Raw genomic sequence first — 18,725 nt, forward strand, 5'->3', positions numbered from 1 at the left:
TGCCCATCGCGGTATCACTGGTGTCAGGGTAGTCATCGGGATAAATGCATGTTTCGCCTTTACACCGCGATCTGGCGCGCCAGTGCTGGCCGTCAGATCATTCTTATCATTCTGTCTCTGGCAATCGCCGGTCTGGCCGCTGTCCCGCTGGAGTTTCAGCGCGATATCATCAACCATCTGACATCAAAGGATATCGAGGCCGAGCGGCTGCTAACGCTGGGCGTCGGGATGATGGGCGTCATTCTGTTAAGCCTCGGACTGAAATGGGTTCTGGGTTTTCGTGCTGGAACGCTGGGCGAGGATCTGATCCGCATGATCCGTCAGCGCCTGCTGGCCCGCGCTGTGGATGTGGATGAAACCGGCGAAAACATTCGCAAAGGCACGATGACGACTGCGATCTCCGCCGAAGCGGAAGAATTGGGTAAATTCGCAGGCGGTGCGTTTTCAGATCCGGTTGTGCAGATCGGTACGCTGGTCAGTGTGATCGGCTATATCTCATCGACCCAGCCCGGTCTTGGAATGATCGCGTTTTCGATGATTGTGCCACAAATCATCATCGTCCTGATCTCGCAGCGCAAGGTGAACATATTCGTCGCGGAACGGGTGCGGATATTGCGCAGCGCTACGGATGAGCTGACCCTGAAAGACATCAATGAGGTGGCAAAGGGCATTGAGCGCCAATTTGACGAGATATTCGAGACGCGTCGCAAAATGTTCATCTGGAAACTATCCGCCAAATTCCTGCTGAGCGTAATTAACGGCGCGGGAACGGTCGGTGTTCTTATGCTGGGCGGATGGCTGGTTATGCAGGGGCGAACCGATGTTGGTACAGTGGTCGCAGCTACCAGCGGTCTAAGCCGCATTCAGGGGCCAACATCCTTCCTGATCGCTTTCTATCGTCAGGTCAGCGCAAACCGGATCAAATACGATCTGATGCTAGAACTTTTTGGCGACCACCCCGAGCGGTACAGAAAGCTGAAACGCAAATAATAAAGGACCGCAAAAGCGGCCCTTTTCGTGCACATCTCTGCGATTATGCGCGTTCAGAATATTCCATGCTCTCGGTGTTCACCACGATCATCTCATCCTGACCGATAAAGGGCGGCACCATGACCTTGACGCCATTGTCCAGAATGGCCGGTTTGAACGAGTTCGCGGCGGTCTGACCTTTGACCACCGGTTCGGTCTCGACGATCTTGCAGGTCACTTTCTGGGGCAGCGTGGCGTTCAGCGCCTCGGCCTCGTAGAACTCGACCACGATTGTCATGCCGTCCTGCAGAAACGGACGGCGATCACCCAGCAAGTCGGCAGGCAGCTCGATCTGCTCATAGGTCTCGGTATCCATGAAGACCAGCATTCCGTCGGATTCGTAAAGGAACTGCTGATCCTTCTGTTCCAGACGCACACGCTCGACCTTGTCCGCAGACCGGAACCGTTCATTCAGCTTGGACCCATTGCGCAGGTTACGCAGTTCAACCTGCGCAAAAGCGCCGCCTTTACCGGGCTTTACGTGATCCACTTTAACAGCGGCCCACAGCCCGTCGTTATGCTCAAGCACATTGCCGGGGCGAATTTCGTTCCCATTTATCTTGGGCATGACTTATTTCCTTCACAAACGGTTGATGCGTCAGTTGCCGTCCCTATATCTGGCGGGAACACACCTGACAAGACAACGAGACCTAGTGCTGCACCTGCAGCAAGCCATGCAATTGACGCAACGCAACTATGCATTTTAGGTGTATCCGAATCGCACCTAATAGGTCATAAGGACCGTCATGCCGAAAATGCAAGAGCAAGAACAACAAGGATAACGAGATGAGAGATTTCGTTGACGGCACTGCCTTTAACAATGAGCAAGGCAATCGTGCACGCAAGCTTTTCGCGGCCGTTGTATTGGCTGCTCTGGATGATGCTATCGCCGATGACAAGAAATACGGCAATGGCCCCGAACAAATCGCCCGCTGGGCCCGCTCGCGCGATGGGCGCGAGGTGCTGTCCTGCGCCGGTATCGACCCGAACGAGCGGGTTGTGGATGGCCTGATGGAATTCGTTGGCCGCGGTGTGCGCACCTCGGTTGCGTTGTCGCGCGAGGAAAGTGAACGCCGTAACGCTGCGCATCAGGCAGAAGCCGCCTGATCGCAATCTGAACCTGATTGAATAAACGCGCTCCGTCATCCCGGGGCGCGTTTTTCTTTGTGCAGGTCATCTGGTCTTTTCCTTTGCCTGCAAATCAGGTCATCTGCGCTTCAGCAAAGGAGGCAGGCCATGACTCGCGCCATCATGATTCAGGGCACCGGCAGCAATGTTGGCAAATCGGTTCTTGTGGCCGGTCTGGCCCGGGCGTTTACGCGGCGCGGGCTGCGGGTAGCTCCGTTCAAGCCTCAGAATATGTCCAACAACGCCGCCGTGACAGAAAACGGGGGCGAGATCGGGCGGGCGCAAGCGCTGCAGGCACGCGCCGCAAAACGTCCGACGCATACGGATATGAACCCGATCCTGTTGAAACCGGAAACCGATACCGGCGCGCAGGTGATCGTACAGGGTCAACGGGCCGGTACGATGCGGGCTGCGGATTATCGCAAGGACAAGTCAAAACTGCTGGCCGCCGCGCTAGAGAGTTTCGACCGCCTCTGCGCCGATGCCGATCTGGTGCTGATCGAAGGCGCTGGTAGCCCGGCTGAAACCAATCTGCGAAAGGGCGACATTGCAAATATGGGTTTTGCCTGCGCCGCTGGCGTTCCGGTCGTTCTGGTCGGGGACATTCACCGGGGCGGCGTGATCGCGCAGATCGTGGGCACGCAGGCCGTGCTGGACCCGGGTGATCTTGCGATGATCCGCGGGTTTGCGGTCAACCGTTTCAAGGGCGACGTGTCGCTGTTTGACGAAGGCCGCGACGATATTGCTGCGCGGACCGGTTGGCCTTGTATGGGCGTGGTGCCTTGGTTTGACGACGCATGGAGACTGCCCGCCGAGGACATGATGGACATCCGCTCTCACAGCGGTGGCACCTGCAAGGTGGTGGTCCCTCAGCTTGAGCGTATGGCCAATTTCGATGATCTCGACCCGCTATCCGCCGAACCCGGCGTTACAGTTGAAATCGTACCTGCCGGTCGCGCCCTGCCCGGTGACGCCGATCTGGTGCTGTTGCCCGGCAGCAAATCCACCATCGGCGATCTCGCCTATTTTCGGGCGCAGGGATGGGACGTCGACCTTTACGCCCATGTGCGACGCGGCGGGCATGTGCTGGGCCTGTGCGGCGGCTATCAGATGCTGGGCAAGAAGATTTCCGACCCCAATGGCGTGGATGGTCGAGCCGGAGATGTAGCGGGGCTGGGTCTGTTGGACGTGGACACGATCATGGCGGGGCAAAAGCAGGTCACATTGCGCGATGCGACCGCCCTGCCCGGTGGGCAACCCGTCACCGGGTACGAAATTCACATGGGGCGGACCGAGGGCCCCGATTGCGCGCGTGCATGGTTGGAAATCGAGGGTCGCCCCGAAGGTGCCGCAAGCCCGAACGGACGTATTCGCGGCAGTTATCTGCACGGGATATTTGCGTCAGACGCGTTTCGCGCCAGCTTTCTCAAGCAGTTGGGTGCCACCTCGGACCTTGCCTACGACGATGGAGTAGAACAGGTTCTGGACGCCTTGGCCGATCATCTGGAACAGCATATGGACCTTGATCTGCTGCTATCCCTCGCCCGCAATCCGCAGCGGGCGTAGCCGTTACTTCAGGTCCTGCGCTGCAAGGGCCTTGTTGATCTCGCGCCGCACCATCTTGCGAATGTTGCGCGTGATCCCTTCGCCCAACGCGCCCTGCAGTTCTTCGCGGACGATCCTGGCTACCAATTCGGTCAGCGCATCATCGTCCAATGCGGGCTTTGCAGGCTGACGAGGACCGGCACTTCGGGTGAAAATCACTGGCGTGTCTTGTTCGGCTGCCGGTGTCTGTCCGGCAGGGTCTTCGGGCCAGTTCACCGCCTTGGTGGGTGTTCCGGAATAGGCATCGTCGCTTTCGCCGTCCGGCTCCCACTGATCTTCTGTCCGGGCGATTGCGGCCTCAAGGGCTTCGATCTTGGCACTTAGGCTGCCTGCCAAATCGCGTTTCTCTTCGCGCGCAACAGACGGTTCAGGTGGTTCGGCTTTGGTCCCGGCCGCATCCGGCTCGTCAGGTTTGACAATATCACCGGGTTGAAGACGCATAGGAGCGGGCTTGTTTGCCGCTACCTGTTCCGCAGCATCGGTCGTCGCCCTGTCAGGCTGAAGCTCTGGCACAAGTTTGAGAGGTTTGAGGGTTTCCTGTTCACTCACCCTCAGCGATTCGGTCAACACCAACCGACCGGGCTTTCTGTCCGGGGCTGTCGGAACGAAAATGAACTCAGAGTCTTCGCGCACTTCTTCGCTGACCAATCGCTTTACCGAGGACAGAACATCCTCAACACCCGCTTTCACGACATTGTCTGACATTGCTCTCTACCGCTCTTGCCCTTTGGTCCGATTGTAGCCAATCGGACCAATGCGAACAACCAGTAGTATCGCAACCTAGTCGCGCCGCAATGCCTTGAGCACCCGATCCAGGTCTTTGCTTTGCTTGCTGACCTGCGCGGGGGCCTTTTTCACAAGGTTATAGTACAATGTCGGATCGTAAATCTGCACCGCAAGCCCCAGGCGCTCTGCTGTCAGCAAACCCTGTGCCTGCAGCAACTGATAGGCCGCTAATGACCGTTCGGTCCGGGATGCAATCTCAGCAAGTTGCGCATCCAGCAAATCCTGCTGGGCGGCCAACACGTCCAGCGTGGTCCGCGCACCAAGGGTAGCCTCTTCGCGGATACCATCGAAAGCAACCTGCGAGGCGCGCACCCGCTCGGTCGAGGCCGTCAGGCTGGCGGTTGCGGTCTGGAACCGGACATAGGCATCAGTGACGCCCTGCGTGATGTTTTTCTGCACGTTCAACAGATTTGCCCGCGACGCATCGCGCGTCGCCATTGCACGCCGCACCGAAGCCGCCAGTCGACCGCCTGCGTAGATAGACTGCCTCAGATCCAGCGAAACCCTTGCGTCATTGCGGCTGTCGCTGTTGTCATAGCTTTCGGTCACGCCAACATCAGCGTTCAGCCGAATATTCGGCCCAAGATTAGCGCGCTGCTGTTGAACGATCAGATCAAGCGCCCGCACCTGATGCTGGGCCGAGAGGATGGCCGGGTGATTGCGCTGCGCCAGCGATTGCGCCTCGGATTCCGAGCGTGGCAACTTGGGCAGGCTGGGCTGTCCAGCTGTGCGCCCAGGCAACTTGCCCACGGCGTTCACATATTCAGCCTGTGCCGTGCTCAGCGCGCCCCGCGCATCCGCCAGATCGGCGCGCGAACTTGCCAGCTGCGACTCGGACAGGGCAACGTCTGTTCGTGTGACCTCACCCACTTCGAACCGATCCTGCGAGGCGCGCAATTCTTCTGCTGACAGATCGACGTTGTTCTGACGAATGGCAACGGTTTCTTCCTGCAGCAGGACGCTCAAGTACGCAGTGGTGGCGCGAAACAGGATTTGTTGTTCGATATCGATAAGGGACTGACGCGTCGAAAGAACGGTTTCCTGAGCCGATTGCTTACCCAGAACGGCTGCGCCACCGTCATAGATCAACTGGCTGAGGGTCAGGCCCGAAAAAAAGTCCGTAGGCTCATCGGTTGTGACGGTTCCCGCGGCGCGAATGCGTCTGTATTCCTGCCGGATTTGCGCCGTCCAGTCGATGATCGGTCGCAACGCAGACAGTGCGATGGCGACATCTTCATCCGCAGCCCGCAGCAACGCCCGATTCTGTTCGAGAAGGCCGCTGGTGTTATACGCGCCGATGAACGCATCGGTCAGATTGTCGGCCCAAACAGGCCGCCCAGGCAGCGCTCCCAGAGTAATAGTTGCTGTCAAAGCCAGTGCTTTGACGAGCTTTCCCCTTGCCGTCCCACGCATATCGTAATCCTCTCAAACCAAATTTACGCAGCCAACCAACAGTTTGCGTCAGTGTTTTCAAGTAATCAAGGCGGCAATTAATTTTGCCCGTGGACTATAGCGAAAATGCATCCACGCCTGAAAACGCACTCAAAACAGGGGCCGATGCGTTAAATGCATACCGCCATGTGACCCGCCCTGCAGACTTGTGACCTATCTTAACTGTACCTAAATCCCCTTCCATAAACAAACAGGCGATGCGCCCCTGATCCTTGAGTTGATTCAGAATGGCCTGCGGGACCTGTTCGACGCCGCCCTGGATCATGATAACGTCGTAAGGCCCATGCTCTGCCGCGCCCTGCTCCAGCGGACCTTCGTGAATGATGGCGTTGTCAATATCCGCCTCCATCAGCACAGTTTGCGCCTCAGCGGCAAGATCTTCATCTTCTTCAACCCCAACAACCAACTGCGCCATACGCGCCGCAACTGCGGTCGAGTAGCCAAAGGCCGGCGCGATATCCAAAACCATTTCGTCGTTCGAAATATTTAGCGCATCCAGTATCTTGGCGAATGTGCGCGGCTCAAGAATGCAGCGTCCTTTGCCCAGATCGATCAGACTCTCGACATAGGCGGCCTCTCGCTGAGCGTCCGGCACAAAGTTCTCGCGCTTGACGGTCAGCATGGCGTCGATAATGGGGAATTTCGTCACGTCGGACGGCCGTACCTGCGTATCGACCATCGTAAGGCGGCGGGCTGCGAAATCTGTCATGGCGTCGCTCGTTCATCTTCGGCTTTTGTCTGGCTTCTTGCCACATCTGCCCCGGTGCGGCAACGGGCCATGCGCCGGACAGGGCGTGGCAAATCACCACCGACCCGGAAGCTCCCACCGGACGTTTGAAGAAGAGTTTTCCCCTCAACCCTCTGGACCTCCCCCCGGAAAGCTGCTAGAACGCCCCTCACACCACGGCAAGTGATTGATATTACTTGAAAAGGCGAGTTGGCGGAGTGGTGACGCAGCGGATTGCAAATCCGTGTACACCGGTTCGATTCCGGTACTCGCCTCCAATCCCCTCCAAACCAAAGTTCTATTGTGCCGATCTGGGGTCAAGGCCTATTGCCCTATGGAACTCACGGCCTGATACATCAGCCCTTTGGGTGCGAGTTCCTTCGGATTTCACCGAAATTCTCTTTACAGAACCACAGAACTGATGCGTCAGTTAAATCCGACGTATTTGGATGATTTGGCGGGAAATGGTACCGCCTCCCTGGCTTGAACAGGGGACCTCTGGATCCACAATCCAGCGCTCTAACCAACTGAGCTAAGGCGGCACTTGTGGAGGGCGATTTAGCGAACGTGCACGAGGATTGCAAGGGTCTTAGAGCTGAATTCTCCAGCTTTGTTCAACCAGATCGACGCCGAAGGAATGCACAGGCTTGCTGTCGGTCAACTGCCAACCAGATGCGCGGTAGAGTGCACATGCGGCGCGATGGCTTTCGTGGGTCCACAATACCATTTCTCGATATCCTGCGTTGCGCGCGAACTCCATGCAGGTCGTCAGCATTTGTTTTCCGACACCCTGCCCTCTTGCCTCTGGCAACAACAGAAATAAACGTAATTTGGCCGTGTGCTTGTCATGCGAGACGCAAAAGATGCTGCCCAGACGCCTGTCATTCATTTCAGCAATCCAGCCTCGTTCCCGATCAGGATCATGATCCGCAATGAATGCATCCAAAATGCGCGCGACGAGCGGTGCGAAACTGTCGTCAAAGCCATCGTGACGGGCATAGAGCGTGCCGTGCTGTTCAACCAGCCAATCCGCATCTTCGGCTCGAAAACGTCTGAAAGTTACATTGTCCATGCTCTATCTGTCTTTATCAACCGCTTGATTCTCAACCTTCCACACGCTAGCACACAGGCTCATTCCCCGGAGGCACCTATGGGTATCAACACCGAACGCGACATCGAAGCAAACCTGCAGATCGGACCCACTGATCAGGGCATGGTGCGTCTGTTCATCGAAGGCGCTGGTATCGAGATCCCGATGGACTTTGAACCGGAAGAGGCCGAAGAGATTGCCGAGGAGATCCGTGCCGCCGCACAGGCCGCGCGGGCAGTCAAAGGCTAAACCCGAAGATCGCGCAGGGTCTGTAACCGGCGGGCCGCATCCACCGCAAATTTCTGGATCATCTTTTTACGCCTTGCCGGGGCCAATTTGGTTTCAGGCCCCATGCGTATGATCTCGGCGTCATAGGCATCGGCGATGATCAGGCCGGTTTCGGGCGGGAGCAGATCCACCGGAAACTCGGTATCGACTGCCCAGAAGAATCGGTCACACCAATCCAGATAGCCCTGCCATTTCGAATCCGACTGATAATCAGCCCGGCTGGATTTGCATTCAACCACCCATAGCTCACCTTTCGGGCCAAGCCCCATAACATCCACACGCAGGCCGCGCGTGGGGACGAATTCTTCAATCGAAACATAGCCATGGGTCGTCAGGTGCCTTGAAACACCTCGCGCCAGTTTTTGTCCGGGCTGTAAATCCAACATCATCCTCAAAATGTGAACAATTCATGAACAAAAATCAAGTTCTGCACCTCACTTGACTCGATACCATTTGGTATCATAAATATTGCGATACCAAACGGTATCACAATGAGGTACCCATGAACATGCAAACCCAAAACGCGTTTCGCGCTCTGGCTGATCCAACCCGTCGGGACATCGTTCAGATGCTGGCAGCGCAGGACATGACGATCGCACAATTGACCGATCAATTCGACATGACCCGCGCTGCGGTCAAAAAGCATCTGACCGTCTTGTCAGATGGCGGTCTGATCACCGTCGAGGCACGGGGGCGCGAACGTATCAATCGGCTTGAACCCAAGGGGATGGCCCCTGTTTTGGACTGGCTCGGTTATTTTGACCGGTTCTGGGATGATCGCCTTGCCAATCTCAAGAAAGCAATTGAAGGACCAAAGAAATGACCCAAGCAGTTTTGCAGAAAACCATCTTCCTCCGCGCGACGCCCGAAACGGTTTGGGACTATCTGACCGAACCGGATCGGCTGGCCGAGTGGTTCCACAAACCAGAGCACCCGTTGGCCGAAGGGCAAAAGCTTGAGATGTTTGGAACCACCAGCGGCGATCTGCTGATCTGGGGCGAGGTCAAAGCGGCGCGGCGGCCCGAATATCTGGAATACACTTTCACCGTCAAACCGATGGGCGACGCGGTCAGCGTCGTCAAATGGACGCTGGAGCCTGTTCCTGGCGGTACCCGCCTTGGCCTGATGCATGAAGGGCTGCCGCAAGGCGCCGATGCCTTCGGTCTGATCCTTGCTCTCGACAATGGTTGGGACGAACATTTCGGCAAGATGCGCACCGCGCTACACGAAACTGTTGACGCCTGACCCCCAATGAACCCCTTGTGCGAGCCCGCCAGACACCCTACTTAGGCCTGTGGCGGGTTCTGCCCTTCTCGTGACAGGCAGCATTCCGGTGGCCTTAAGCAATTCCGAGGGAGCTGGCTCTGTTCAGGTCCTGGCCTGATTACCTGGCGCCCACCTGTATATACAGGTCCTCGGGAATCAAAGCCCCACGGTTGACTGGTGGTCCCGCCACATTTTCCCTGATTTTCAGCGTGATGCGCGCACCTCTTGCTTGACCAGCGCCGGTTTCAGCCCATGCGCAACAGGCGTTCCGCCGCGTGGGCCTTTTGGCTTTTCAGCCATGCTCATGATCGCATAGGCGAATTGCACACCCGCAAATACGATCCCGTTCATGAACCAGATCATCAGCAAAGCGATCAGTCCGATTTCCGAACCGGTGATCAGATGGCGCAGGCTGGCTACATTAAAGGTCAAGAGCACGCCAACAAAGATTGCCGAAATGACAAAACCCCAAGCCACTTGCGTGATGTAAAGACGGACCAGTTTGGGCATGGCGAACCTCCTTGCGCTCTGACCTTCAGACTAGCGCGCATGAGGTTGCGGTAAAGGTGTCAGAACGCCTCGGGCTGAGCCTCGCGCGCCATGTGGTCCAGTACGGCGTTGACGAATTTCGGTTCTTTGCCTTCGGGGAAAAAGGCGCGGGCCACGTCGACGAATTCGGTGATCACGACCTTCGGCGGCGTGTCGCTTTGGGTCAGTTCTGCGCCTGCGGCGCGGAACAAGGCACGCAGTGTCGGGTCGATGCGCGCAATCGGCCACTTGGCAACCAGCGCGCGGTCGGTCATCTGATCAATCGGAGCCTGATAGTTGACCGCGTCGTCGACCAGCTTGCGAAAGACGCTGATATCACCGTCCAGCATTTCCTCGCCCTCATAGACGGCGCCAAACCGGTGATCCAGAAACTCGGTCACGACCTGTTCGGTCGTCTGGCCTGATTGCTCCATCTGGAACAGCGCCTGCACGGCATAAAGCCGGGCGGCGGATTTCATCAGGCGTTTCTGGTTGGCCGGTTTCGGCGCGTCGGTCTGTGTCATGCTGTCGTGGATCCGTTGCTGTCGCCCGCCACAAGGATGGACTCGGACGGGGGCTTGAAGCCCACACCCTTTTTCGAAGCGCCCCACTTACGGCTGAGCGCGATCAGATGCAAGGCCGCAGCGGCCGCGCCGCCGCCTTTATTCATCTTTTCCGGATTGGCGCGTACTTCGGCCTGTTCGTCATTTTCGACAGTCAAAATACCGTTGCCGATCAGAAGTCCTTGCAGACCCATCAACTGAATGGCACGGCTAGAGTCATTGCACACCGTTTCATAGTGCGTGGTCTCGCCGCGAATAACGCAGCCCAGCGCGACATAGCCATCGTAGTTGCATTGGCGATCAGCCATGGCGATAGCAGTCGGAATTTCCAGCGCGCCGGGCACCTCGACCACATCGTAGGTTCCGCCCGCAGCCTCAATCTCGGCCTTGGCACCAGCGACCATGTTGTCGGCAATGGCGCGATAGAACGGGGCCACTACCAATAGCAGTTTCACTGGTTTGTCGAATTTCGGGGTTGGCAGGACGCCATGTTTGTCTTGTTCAGCCACGATTAATCATCCTTGAGAATCGAGCGGGTTCCGACGATGGACAGACCAAACGCGTCGAGGCCCAGATATTTGGTTTCCGGCGAATCCGTCAGCAGCACAAGTTCCTGCACGCCCATCTTGGACAGGATCTGCGCGCCCAGACCGGTTTGTTTGATGGTCCGCGGGCCTTCGTCTTCGGCGGCGTATAGCGAGTTGCGCGGCTGCCGGAACAGGCAGACAACGCCCCGCCCTTCTTCGGCAATCTTCTCCATTGCGCGGGGCAATTCGCGCGAGGATTTGGGACCGAGGCCCAGAATATCCGGCGCTTCGTGCAGGGCATGTGTGCGGGTCAGAACAGGTTCGGGCGTGGTGATGTCACCCTTGATCATGACGACGTGTTCGATGCCATGGGTCTGGTCGGTGAATATCCGCATTTCCCATTCGCCGCCATATTCCGAGTTTACTGTATCGCGCGACGTTTCCACCACGAGGTTATCGTTGCGAGAGCGATAGGTGATCAGGTCGCTGATCGTGCCGATCTTCATGCCATGTTCCTGGGCAAAGGTCACCAGATCAGGCAGCCGCGCCATGGTGCCATCGGGTTTCATGATCTCACAGATCACTCCGGCCGGTTTTAGTCCAGCAAGGCGTGAAATATCCACCGCGGCCTCGGTATGGCCGGCACGCACCAGCACCCCACCCCGCTTGGCGCGCAGCGGAAAGACATGCCCCGGTGTCGCGATATGCGCCATCGTGTTCTGTTCATTGATCGCTGTCGCCACGGTCAACGCCCGGTCAGCTGCAGAAATACCGGTAGAGACGCCCTCGCGCGCTTCGATCGATACCGTAAAGGCCGTTTCATGCCGCGATGAGTTGTTCACCGCCATCATCGGCAGGCCCAGAGCCTCGATCCGTTCAGCGGTCATCGGCAGGCAGATCAGTCCGCGCCCATGCGTCGCCATGAAGTTAATCGCGTCCGCATCCGCAAACTCGGCCGCGATCACCAGATCACCTTCGTTTTCGCGATCTTCGTGATCGACCAGAATATACATCCGGCCTTGGCGCGCGTCTTCGATGATATCTTCGATCGGGCTGATAGCCTCGCGCAACTGGGCCTCGACCGGACCGGGGGTTTCAAAGCTCATGGGGCAGCCTTTCGCAGAGCGTTATTGCAAGGCGGGATAGACCAGTCGAACGGCAAAAGCCAGAGTACCCAGAACAAGATTTCATGGCCCAATGGCAAATCATGCAAACTAGACGCTGGCAACGACCATCCAATTTAATCCGCCCCCAACCCAACCAGCCACACAGAAGAGCGGGCAGTACAACATCGATTGTTCACCTAAAGAGTACTTTGTCAGCTGAAACCGTCGCTTTGTCCACAAATTGCCCCAATCCAGCCGCTGGATCGCCGCAGAATAATTTCAATCAGAAATTACTGCAAAACCCACAACGAGCATGAGCAGCTTTGGCGTATTCTAGCGATCTATCAGCCTCAGCCTTTGACCTTGGCGGCGCAATACGGCGTAACAGGTTGTTGCTGACTATCGTCGGGCTGCATTTGCTCGCCGGGATCGGAGTAAGTGCTTATCTGCATCAGTCGTTTTGGTCTTCAACCGCACCAAAGGTATTGGGCAGTTTCAAGATCCTTTCGCTGTTCATGGTTGCCAACTATCTGTTGTGGCGACTTGCGGTAGCAATCTTTCAGATCAAACCAAGAAAACCCATCCATTGGATGATCGCCGATCTGCGCTCGGTATTGTCGGACCGAACTCAAGCTGTCGATTTTCTGGTCTGTTACCTTTGCGTCAACGTGATCATATTGTCGTTTACCTACCTCAAAGGCGTGATCCCCGAAGTCAATTCGTTCTCCTGGGACCCGTTTTTTGCACAATTGGACAGGTCGATACATGGCGGTGTTGATGTCTGGCGATTGCTTCACCCCGTATTGGGGTCGCCCTATGTCACAACACTGATCAACATGGCATACCATGGCTGGTTCGCATTGATTTATCTCGCGATTTGCCTGGCGTGTCTCGACCGGCGCGATCCAATCAAAAGCATGGTTTTCCTCGTAGCTTTTGCGTTGTGCTGGTCAGTGGGTGGAAACCTTCTTGCGATTGTTTTTTCTTCCGTGGGTCCGGTCTACTATCAGGCTTTCGGATTTGGGGATACCTTCGCTGTACAACTCGACCTGTTGCAACAATCGCATACCGTCAGCCCCGTTTGGGCGCTGGAACTTCAGCAATTGCTGCTGGATGGTCATTTCAATGACGGACCAATCAAAGGCATCTCGGCGATGCCCAGTATGCATGTCGCAACCAGTGTGTTGCTGGCCATCTATGGGTTCACGTATTCGCGAATGCTAGGCTGGGCGCTGACCGCTTTTGCAGTTGTCATCATGTTGGGATCCGTCCACCTGGCATGGCACTATGCCGTGGACGGTTACGCGGCAACCGCGCTGGCGTTTTTTCTGTGGTGGCTGGCAAAGAAGCTGACGGCCCGGTTTGGCCCGTCGACTTGACGATCAGGACATCTCGGCCAATCGCGCCACATACCGGGCGAGGGTATCTATCTCAAGATTGACACGACCCCCAAGCGCGATGTCGCCCCAGGTTGTGACCTCTTTCGTGTGCGGGATGAAATTGATGCCAAAGTCGCACCCGTCCACATCGTTCACCGTCAGCGAGGTTCCGTTCAGGGCAACCGACCCCTTTGGCGCGATGAAGCGCGCAAGATCCGTTGGCGCGCGCAATGTCACGCGGGTGCTGTCACCTTCGTCCCTGATATCGACGATTTCGGCGACGCCATCCACATGCCCCGAGACGATGTGCCCGCCCAGTTCATCCCCGACCTTGAGCGCACGTTCAAGGTTCACGCGCTTGCCAACGCTCCAGGTGTCGAGATTGGTTTTCGACACCGTTTCCGCGCTGATCTGCACATCGTACCAGTCATCGCCCAATGCAATCACGGTCAGGCACACGCCGTCACTAGCAATTGACGCACCTATATCGATGCCCGAGGTGTCATAACCCGTCCTGATCCGCGCGCGCAGATCACCCTGCTGGTCCAGTTCGGTGATTGTGCCGATATCTGTGACGATCCCTGTGAACATCTCGTTAACCCTCTGCGCTTAACTTTGAAAACCGAGGTAAAGGCCATAAGCCTCAGCGACAAGACCCGGCTTGCCGGGAAAGTGGCAAACAGGCATAATTTCCGCAACGAATAAGATAAATGCAGTACTTCACTACCAGCATGACGCAAAACGCTGACCATCTCAGGCAACGTGTGTTTCTGTTTCTGCAGGGACCACATGGACCGTTCTTCAATTCTCTGGGCCGTATGTTGCGTGCAGCAGGTGCAAGGACCTGGCGCGTCGGGTTTAACGCTGGCGATCAGATGTTCTGGCGAGATAAACCGAGCTACATTCCCTATCGCGCGCCCATGGCGGACTGGTCTGAGTTTCTGAAAGAAGTGATCAGCGACCATGGCATTACCGACATCGTGCTTTATGGCGATACACGTCCCATCCATGCACAGGCGGTTATCCTTGCCCGGGCTCTGGGTTTGGTAGTTCATGTTTTTGAAGAAGGCTATCTGCGTCCCTGGTGGGTGACTTATGAGCGCAACGGCTCGAACGGCAATTCGCGGCTGATGGACCTGAGCGTGAATCAGATGCAATCCGCATTGGCACATTCAGGTGCCCAGTCGCCACCACCGCCTTCACATTGGGGGGACATGCGGCAGCACATTTTTTACGGAGCCCTCTATCATGGATTCCTGATGTTTCTGAATCGCGGTTATCGCAATTTTCAAACGCACCGGGAATTGCCGGTCTCGCGAGAATTTCAGCTATATTTCAAGCGACTGGCATTGATGCCAATTCACAGGTTACAGCGCCGCTGGGCAACCGCAAAGGTGCGATGGGGAGGCTACCCCTTCCACCTTGTATTATTGCAGCTTGGGCATGACAGTTCGGTTCAGTCCCATTCCGATTTCTCGGGTATGAGTGAATTTCTTGAACGCGTTATTGAAGGTTTCGCAGCTGGCGCGCCGGTACATCATCACCTTGTTATCAAAGAACATCCCCTGGAGAACCATCGCGAGCCCCTTCGCAAACGGGTTCGGCTGATGGCGCGGGCGCATGGGGTTTCGGATCGCATCCACTATGTCCCCGGCGGAAAACTGGCGCGGTTGCTGGACGACGCCCGTTCGGCCATCACGATAAATTCAACTGCCGGGCAACAGGTGCTTTGGCGCGGTATTCCGCTGCGCGCTTTCGGTCGGTCGGTGTATGACAAGGCCGAGTTTGTGTCGCACCAGCCTATCGCCACGTTTTTCGCCAAACCCAGCCCACCGGACGCAACCGCGTATCGCGCTTATCGGCAGTTTCTACTGGAAACCAGCCAGATCCCCGGCGGGTTTTATTCGCATAGCGGCCGCAAACAACTGTTGCGCCGCGTAACGGATATGATGTTGCAATCAGGGGACCCATACGAAGCCGTTCTGACCGGCAACGCGACTGTGACGCCACAGTTGAAGATCGTTCAGTGAGCCGCATCAAGCTGTTACTGGATGTTTCTCACTGAACCGGGTAGCTTGCCCAAAAAGAATGAAAACTGAGGGAAATCGGCAGTGACGCGCATTCCAACCCGATGGCTACGGGCGGCTTCTTTTGTGGTGGCCGCAGGCGTGCTGGCGGCTTGCCAGCTTCCAAAATCCGGTCCGAACAAGACCGAGATTCTGGCAGGTTCGACGGTGAATGGCGGCAATGCCTTTGTCGTCGAGGTTGACGACCGGGTGGCCCGCGCAACAGCGGCCATTCCGCAATACGGGTTTTCGCAGTCCTTTCGCAGCGCCCAAAGCCTGACTTCGGATACCGTTCGCCCGGGTGACGTGCTGGGCCTGACGATCTGGGAGAACGTCGAAGACGGTCTGCTAACTACCGGCACCGGCACGGCCACTGCGCTGGAAGAGGTACAGGTGGACAGTGACGGCTATATCTTTGTCCCCTACGCCGGGCGGCTGCGCGCCGCAGGCAATACGCCCGAGCAGTTGCGCGAACTGATTTCATCGCGCCTGCAGGAACAGACTCCCGATCCGCAGGTACAGGTGCGCCGTGTGGCGGGCGATGGTTCGACGGTTTCGCTAACCGGCACAATCGGCGCGCCCGGCGTGTACCCGATCGAGCGTCCGACCCGAACGCTTTCGGGGATGCTGGCCCAAGCCGGTGGCGTCTCGGTCTCGTCCGAGATTGCCTTGGTCACGGTTATTCGCGGCAACCACAAAGGCACCGTGTGGTATGATGATCTGTTTCATTCACCGGCAACAGACATAGCCCTGCGCGGAGGAGACCGTATTCTGGTTGAAGAAGACCGCCGATCTTATATCGCGTTGGGGTCCACCGGTGGACAGTCCCGTGTAGCCTTTGACAGTCAGGATCTCACTGCTCTCGAGGCACTGGCGCAGGTCGGTGGCTTGCAACCGCTCTCCGCCGACCCGACTGGCATATTTATCTTGCGCAAGGAACGACAGGATATCGCCCGCAATGTGATGGGACGCGCAGACCTGCAGGGGGATCAGCGCATGATCTATCTGCTGAACCTTACCGCACCAAACGGGCTATTCGTGGCGCGGGACTTTGTCATTCGCGACGACGACACGATCTATGTGACCGAGGCACCTTATGCGCAGTGGACCAAATCGATTTCGCTGATCGCCGGAGGTCTGACGCCCATCGCAAACGTGGCAACCCTGACCGGCGGATGAGTCTGGTGATTCCAGAGATGGAAGCCTCGGACAACGACGTGCGGACAGCGCTTTTTGTTTACAACGGTGGGTTTCTGACGCAGCGGCGGGTTCGTCGCATCCTTGATCTTGCAGGCTATGACATTCGTTTGGGCCTGCCAAAGCCTGGCGACAAGATCGGGGTTTGGGGCAACAGCCCGACCGCCCATCGCGGGCTGCGTGTCGCTGAAAAACACGCGGCCCCGGTTCTAAGGGTCGAGGACGCCTTTCTACGATCTCTGCACCCCGGTCGTAGCGGAGAGCCCCCTCTGGGGTTGTTGCTTGATGATTCCGGCCCTCATTTTGATCCTTCCGCCCCTTCTGAACTGGAGCAGATACTGGCTGAAAATCCGCTTGATGACACTGCCCTGCTGAACCGTGCACGCGGCGGGATTGAGCGGGTACGTGACCTGGAGTTGAGCAAATACTCTGCCTTCGACCCGGACCTTTCGCCGCCTGATCCCGGTTATGTTTTGGTCGTGGACCAAACCCAGAGCGATGCGGCCGTGACCGCCAGCGGTGGCGACACGGCGCGGTTTCACGAAATGCTGGTCATCGCGCAAGAGGAACATCCAGGCGCGCGGGTGATTATTAAAACACACCCGGAAACCAATGCCGGGCATCGCACCGGGTACTACTCGGATCAGGACCTGAGTGATCGCGTGTCATTTCTGACCGACGCGATCAACCCATGGCCGTTGCTTGAGGGTGCAATCGGTGTCTACACCCTGTCGTCACAATTGGGGTTCGAGGCCATTCTGGCCGGTCACAAACCCCGTGTGTTTGGGCAGCCGTTTTACGCTGGCTGGGGGCTGACGCAGGACGAAAACCCCCTGCCCCGCAGGCAGCGCAACCTCACACGCGCGCAGCTTTTTGCTGCTGCCATGATCCTTTATCCGACGTGGTACGACCCCTATCGCGATCAGCTGTGTGAACTGGAAACGATCCTCGACACGCTAGAAGCACAGACCCGCGTATGGCGCGAGGACCGCAAGGGTTGGACCGCCTCGGGGATGCGTCTTTGGAAACGCAGGCATCTGCAACAGATGTTCGGACGCCAAAGCAAAATCCGGTTTACCAATGAGCCGCTACAAACCAGCGAAAAACCACATATGGTCTGGGCTCGTCATGCAGGACAAACATCCGAAATCACGCGTGTCGAGGACGGTTTTCTGCGTTCTCGCGGATTGGGGGCCGAACTGGTGCCGCCGGTGTCCTTGGTGACGGATGATCAGGGGATATATTATGACCCAACGCGCCCCAGTCGGCTGGAGGAACTTATTGCCCGGCGCGAAACTCTTCGCCCGGATCAGCAACTAAGAGCCGAACGCCTGACTACGCAGTTGGTGTCGGAGAGGCTGAGCAAATACAACATCGGACAGCGCGCACCTGATCTGCCAGACGGGCATCGAATTCTGGTTCCGGGACAAGTCGAAGATGATGCGTCGATCCAGATGGGAACCAGTGGTACACGTACCAATCTCGACCTTCTGCGTGCGGTGCGTCAGTCAAATCCAGACGCGGTTCTGATCTATAAACCGCACCCCGATGTCGAAGCGGGTTTGCGAGATGGTCGGATAGATGCTGAAGGGTTGGCCGATATCGTGGTTTACAACGCAGACCCGGCACAATTGCTTGAGCAGGTGCAAGAGGTGTGGACCATGACTTCGCTTTTGGGGTTCGAGGCCCTATTGCGCAATGTCAGCGTGACAACTCTGGGCGCGCCGTTCTATGCCGGTTGGGGCCTGACAACCGATCTGGACATTGTTCCCGCCCGACGCGGGGCGCGGCCGACATTGATGGGGTTGGTACACGCGGCGCTAATCGACTATCCCCGCTATCTGGACCCGATCACAGGATTGCCCTGCCCGGTTGAGGTTGCGGTCGAGCGGTTGGCACAGGGCGCACAAGCCCCGTCGAACGCTTTCAACCGCTTGCTGTCAAAACTACAGGGCGCATTTGCCACCCACACGCATCTTTGGCGCTGA

At 57.2% G+C, this 18,725-nt stretch carries 21 protein-coding genes and 2 tRNA genes; 11 read left to right on the plus strand and 12 right to left on the minus strand.

Annotation, left to right across the window (positions count from 1 at the left end; all coding sequences use genetic code 11):
- Positions 1 to 48: 48 nt before the first annotated feature.
- Positions 49 to 990, plus strand: a complete 942-nt coding sequence (locus tag ACR0FG_RS08290; protein WP_480891933.1) for an ABC transporter transmembrane domain-containing protein — start codon at positions 49 to 51, stop codon at positions 988 to 990.
- 43 nt (positions 991 to 1,033) lie between these two features.
- Here the strand turns inward: ACR0FG_RS08290 and efp are convergent, their stop codons facing one another.
- Positions 1,034 to 1,597, minus strand: coding sequence for an elongation factor P (gene efp, locus ACR0FG_RS08295; RefSeq protein ID WP_170715316.1), 564 nt, complete (start codon positions 1,595 to 1,597; stop codon positions 1,034 to 1,036).
- A 218-nt stretch (positions 1,598 to 1,815) separates the two neighbouring features.
- Between efp and ACR0FG_RS08300 the strand changes: the two genes are divergently transcribed.
- Complete coding sequence (locus tag ACR0FG_RS08300; protein WP_170715318.1) at positions 1,816 to 2,136, plus strand: DUF6280 family protein; 321 nt, start codon at positions 1,816 to 1,818, stop codon at positions 2,134 to 2,136.
- A gap of 129 nt (positions 2,137 to 2,265) precedes the next feature.
- On the plus strand, positions 2,266 to 3,723 hold the full coding sequence (locus tag ACR0FG_RS08305; protein WP_480891936.1) for a cobyric acid synthase: 1,458 nt from the start codon (positions 2,266 to 2,268) through the stop codon (positions 3,721 to 3,723).
- Positions 3,724 to 3,726: 3 nt separating this feature from the next.
- On the opposite strand, the gene ACR0FG_RS08310 is transcribed toward ACR0FG_RS08305, so the two are convergent.
- The 3 genes from ACR0FG_RS08310 to ACR0FG_RS08320 all read right to left on the minus strand — a co-directional run bounded on the left by ACR0FG_RS08310 (position 3,727) and on the right by ACR0FG_RS08320 (position 6,709).
- A complete protein-coding gene (locus ACR0FG_RS08310; RefSeq protein ID WP_480891939.1) occupies positions 3,727 to 4,467 on the minus strand; it encodes a hypothetical protein in 741 nt (246 codons plus the stop codon).
- 75 nt (positions 4,468 to 4,542) lie between these two features.
- Positions 4,543 to 5,961 (minus strand): TolC family outer membrane protein, encoded by a 1,419-nt coding sequence (locus tag ACR0FG_RS08315; RefSeq protein WP_170715324.1) that lies wholly within the window; start codon positions 5,959 to 5,961, stop codon positions 4,543 to 4,545.
- 94 nt (positions 5,962 to 6,055) lie between these two features.
- A complete protein-coding gene (locus ACR0FG_RS08320) occupies positions 6,056 to 6,709 on the minus strand; it encodes a protein-L-isoaspartate O-methyltransferase family protein (protein ID WP_170715326.1) in 654 nt (217 codons plus the stop codon).
- Between the two features lie 222 nt (positions 6,710 to 6,931).
- Here ACR0FG_RS08320 and ACR0FG_RS08325 point away from each other — a divergent pair.
- Positions 6,932 to 7,005 (plus strand) — tRNA-Cys (locus tag ACR0FG_RS08325).
- Between the two features lie 187 nt (positions 7,006 to 7,192).
- Here the strand turns inward: ACR0FG_RS08325 and ACR0FG_RS08330 are convergent.
- Positions 7,193 to 7,269 (minus strand) — tRNA-His (locus tag ACR0FG_RS08330).
- A 47-nt stretch (positions 7,270 to 7,316) separates the two neighbouring features.
- Entirely contained in the window at positions 7,317 to 7,799 is a 483-nt protein-coding gene (locus ACR0FG_RS08335) for a GNAT family N-acetyltransferase (protein ID WP_170715339.1), read from the minus strand.
- A 78-nt stretch (positions 7,800 to 7,877) separates the two neighbouring features.
- Here ACR0FG_RS08335 and ACR0FG_RS08340 point away from each other — a divergent pair, with 78 nt between their 5' ends.
- On the plus strand, positions 7,878 to 8,066 hold the full coding sequence (locus ACR0FG_RS08340) for a DUF6324 family protein (RefSeq protein WP_480891943.1): 189 nt from the start codon (positions 7,878 to 7,880) through the stop codon (positions 8,064 to 8,066).
- On the opposite strand, the gene ACR0FG_RS08345 is transcribed toward ACR0FG_RS08340, so the two are convergent.
- Positions 8,063 to 8,494, minus strand: coding sequence for an MmcB family DNA repair protein (locus ACR0FG_RS08345; protein WP_480891946.1), 432 nt, complete (start codon positions 8,492 to 8,494; stop codon positions 8,063 to 8,065). The genes ACR0FG_RS08340 and ACR0FG_RS08345 overlap by 4 nt on opposite strands.
- 113 nt (positions 8,495 to 8,607) lie before the next feature.
- Here ACR0FG_RS08345 and ACR0FG_RS08350 point away from each other — a divergent pair, with 113 nt between their 5' ends.
- Together ACR0FG_RS08350 and ACR0FG_RS08355 are read left to right on the plus strand one after the other, a co-directional pair.
- A complete protein-coding gene (locus ACR0FG_RS08350; protein ID WP_170715353.1) occupies positions 8,608 to 8,928 on the plus strand; it encodes a metalloregulator ArsR/SmtB family transcription factor in 321 nt (106 codons plus the stop codon).
- On the plus strand, positions 8,925 to 9,350 hold the full coding sequence (locus ACR0FG_RS08355) for an SRPBCC family protein (protein ID WP_480891949.1): 426 nt from the start codon (positions 8,925 to 8,927) through the stop codon (positions 9,348 to 9,350). Before ACR0FG_RS08350 ends, ACR0FG_RS08355 begins: the two co-directional genes overlap by 4 nt.
- 225 nt (positions 9,351 to 9,575) lie before the next feature.
- Here ACR0FG_RS08355 and ACR0FG_RS08360 read toward each other — a convergent pair whose 3' ends face one another.
- The 4 genes from ACR0FG_RS08360 to ribB are packed head-to-tail and all read right to left on the minus strand — an operon-like array spanning position 9,576 to position 12,095.
- Positions 9,576 to 9,881: a hypothetical protein gene (locus ACR0FG_RS08360; RefSeq protein ID WP_480891952.1), complete on the minus strand. Its 306-nt coding sequence runs from the start codon at positions 9,879 to 9,881 to the stop codon at positions 9,576 to 9,578.
- 59 nt (positions 9,882 to 9,940) lie between these two features.
- Positions 9,941 to 10,423: a transcription antitermination factor NusB gene (gene nusB / locus ACR0FG_RS08365; RefSeq protein WP_170715359.1), complete on the minus strand. Its 483-nt coding sequence runs from the start codon at positions 10,421 to 10,423 to the stop codon at positions 9,941 to 9,943.
- On the minus strand, positions 10,420 to 10,971 hold the full coding sequence (locus ACR0FG_RS08370; RefSeq protein ID WP_480891955.1) for a 6,7-dimethyl-8-ribityllumazine synthase: 552 nt from the start codon (positions 10,969 to 10,971) through the stop codon (positions 10,420 to 10,422). The genes nusB and ACR0FG_RS08370 overlap by 4 nt, the downstream gene beginning before the upstream one ends.
- 2 nt (positions 10,972 to 10,973) lie before the next feature.
- The gene (ribB, locus tag ACR0FG_RS08375) at positions 10,974 to 12,095 is read right to left on the minus strand and encodes a 3,4-dihydroxy-2-butanone-4-phosphate synthase (RefSeq protein ID WP_480891958.1); all 1,122 of its coding nucleotides are present in this window, start codon (positions 12,093 to 12,095) and stop codon (positions 10,974 to 10,976) included.
- 323 nt (positions 12,096 to 12,418) lie between these two features.
- Between ribB and ACR0FG_RS08380 the strand changes: the two genes are divergently transcribed.
- Complete coding sequence (locus ACR0FG_RS08380; RefSeq protein WP_480891961.1) at positions 12,419 to 13,474, plus strand: phosphatase PAP2 family protein; 1,056 nt, start codon at positions 12,419 to 12,421, stop codon at positions 13,472 to 13,474.
- Between the two features lie 3 nt (positions 13,475 to 13,477).
- Here the strand turns inward: ACR0FG_RS08380 and ACR0FG_RS08385 are convergent, their stop codons facing one another.
- A complete protein-coding gene (locus tag ACR0FG_RS08385; RefSeq protein WP_480891963.1) occupies positions 13,478 to 14,065 on the minus strand; it encodes a riboflavin synthase in 588 nt (195 codons plus the stop codon).
- Positions 14,066 to 14,184: 119 nt separating this feature from the next.
- Between ACR0FG_RS08385 and ACR0FG_RS08390 the strand changes: the two genes are divergently transcribed.
- From ACR0FG_RS08390 to ACR0FG_RS08400, 3 genes are all read left to right on the plus strand, one after another.
- Positions 14,185 to 15,504 (plus strand): capsule biosynthesis protein, encoded by a 1,320-nt coding sequence (locus ACR0FG_RS08390; RefSeq protein ID WP_480891966.1) that lies wholly within the window; start codon positions 14,185 to 14,187, stop codon positions 15,502 to 15,504.
- Positions 15,505 to 15,585: 81 nt separating this feature from the next.
- Positions 15,586 to 16,719: a polysaccharide biosynthesis/export family protein gene (locus ACR0FG_RS08395; protein ID WP_480891968.1), complete on the plus strand. Its 1,134-nt coding sequence runs from the start codon at positions 15,586 to 15,588 to the stop codon at positions 16,717 to 16,719.
- Complete coding sequence (locus ACR0FG_RS08400) at positions 16,716 to 18,725, plus strand: capsular polysaccharide biosynthesis protein (protein ID WP_480891970.1); 2,010 nt, start codon at positions 16,716 to 16,718, stop codon at positions 18,723 to 18,725. The genes ACR0FG_RS08395 and ACR0FG_RS08400 overlap by 4 nt, the downstream gene beginning before the upstream one ends.

The organism is Ruegeria sp. E1, from assembly GCF_056534225.1.

Bases quoted from the DNA above. Each gene is read 5' to 3' on its own strand.
- ACR0FG_RS08315 (WP_170715324.1), bottom strand. From the start codon at position 5,961: ATGCGTGGGACGGCAAGGGGAAAGCTCGTCAAAGCACTGGCTTTGACA.
- efp (WP_170715316.1), bottom strand. From the start codon at position 1,597: ATGCCCAAGATAAATGGGAACGAAATTCGCCCCGGCAATGTGCTTGAG.
- ACR0FG_RS08335 (WP_170715339.1), bottom strand. From the start codon at position 7,799: ATGGACAATGTAACTTTCAGACGTTTTCGAGCCGAAGATGCGGATTGG.
- ACR0FG_RS08290 (WP_480891933.1), top strand. From the start codon at position 49: ATGTTTCGCCTTTACACCGCGATCTGGCGCGCCAGTGCTGGCCGTCAG.
- nusB (WP_170715359.1), bottom strand. From the start codon at position 10,423: ATGACACAGACCGACGCGCCGAAACCGGCCAACCAGAAACGCCTGATG.
- ACR0FG_RS08345 (WP_480891946.1), bottom strand. From the start codon at position 8,494: ATGATGTTGGATTTACAGCCCGGACAAAAACTGGCGCGAGGTGTTTCA.
- ACR0FG_RS08300 (WP_170715318.1), top strand. From the start codon at position 1,816: ATGAGAGATTTCGTTGACGGCACTGCCTTTAACAATGAGCAAGGCAAT.
- ACR0FG_RS08355 (WP_480891949.1), top strand. From the start codon at position 8,925: ATGACCCAAGCAGTTTTGCAGAAAACCATCTTCCTCCGCGCGACGCCC.
- ACR0FG_RS08310 (WP_480891939.1), bottom strand. From the start codon at position 4,467: ATGTCAGACAATGTCGTGAAAGCGGGTGTTGAGGATGTTCTGTCCTCG.
- ACR0FG_RS08305 (WP_480891936.1), top strand. From the start codon at position 2,266: ATGACTCGCGCCATCATGATTCAGGGCACCGGCAGCAATGTTGGCAAA.
- ACR0FG_RS08390 (WP_480891966.1), top strand. From the start codon at position 14,185: ATGCAGTACTTCACTACCAGCATGACGCAAAACGCTGACCATCTCAGG.
- ACR0FG_RS08360 (WP_480891952.1), bottom strand. From the start codon at position 9,881: ATGCCCAAACTGGTCCGTCTTTACATCACGCAAGTGGCTTGGGGTTTT.
- ribB (WP_480891958.1), bottom strand. From the start codon at position 12,095: ATGAGCTTTGAAACCCCCGGTCCGGTCGAGGCCCAGTTGCGCGAGGCT.
- ACR0FG_RS08400 (WP_480891970.1), top strand. From the start codon at position 16,716: ATGAGTCTGGTGATTCCAGAGATGGAAGCCTCGGACAACGACGTGCGG.
- ACR0FG_RS08385 (WP_480891963.1), bottom strand. From the start codon at position 14,065: ATGTTCACAGGGATCGTCACAGATATCGGCACAATCACCGAACTGGAC.
- ACR0FG_RS08350 (WP_170715353.1), top strand. From the start codon at position 8,608: ATGAACATGCAAACCCAAAACGCGTTTCGCGCTCTGGCTGATCCAACC.
- ACR0FG_RS08340 (WP_480891943.1), top strand. From the start codon at position 7,878: ATGGGTATCAACACCGAACGCGACATCGAAGCAAACCTGCAGATCGGA.
- ACR0FG_RS08320 (WP_170715326.1), bottom strand. From the start codon at position 6,709: ATGACAGATTTCGCAGCCCGCCGCCTTACGATGGTCGATACGCAGGTA.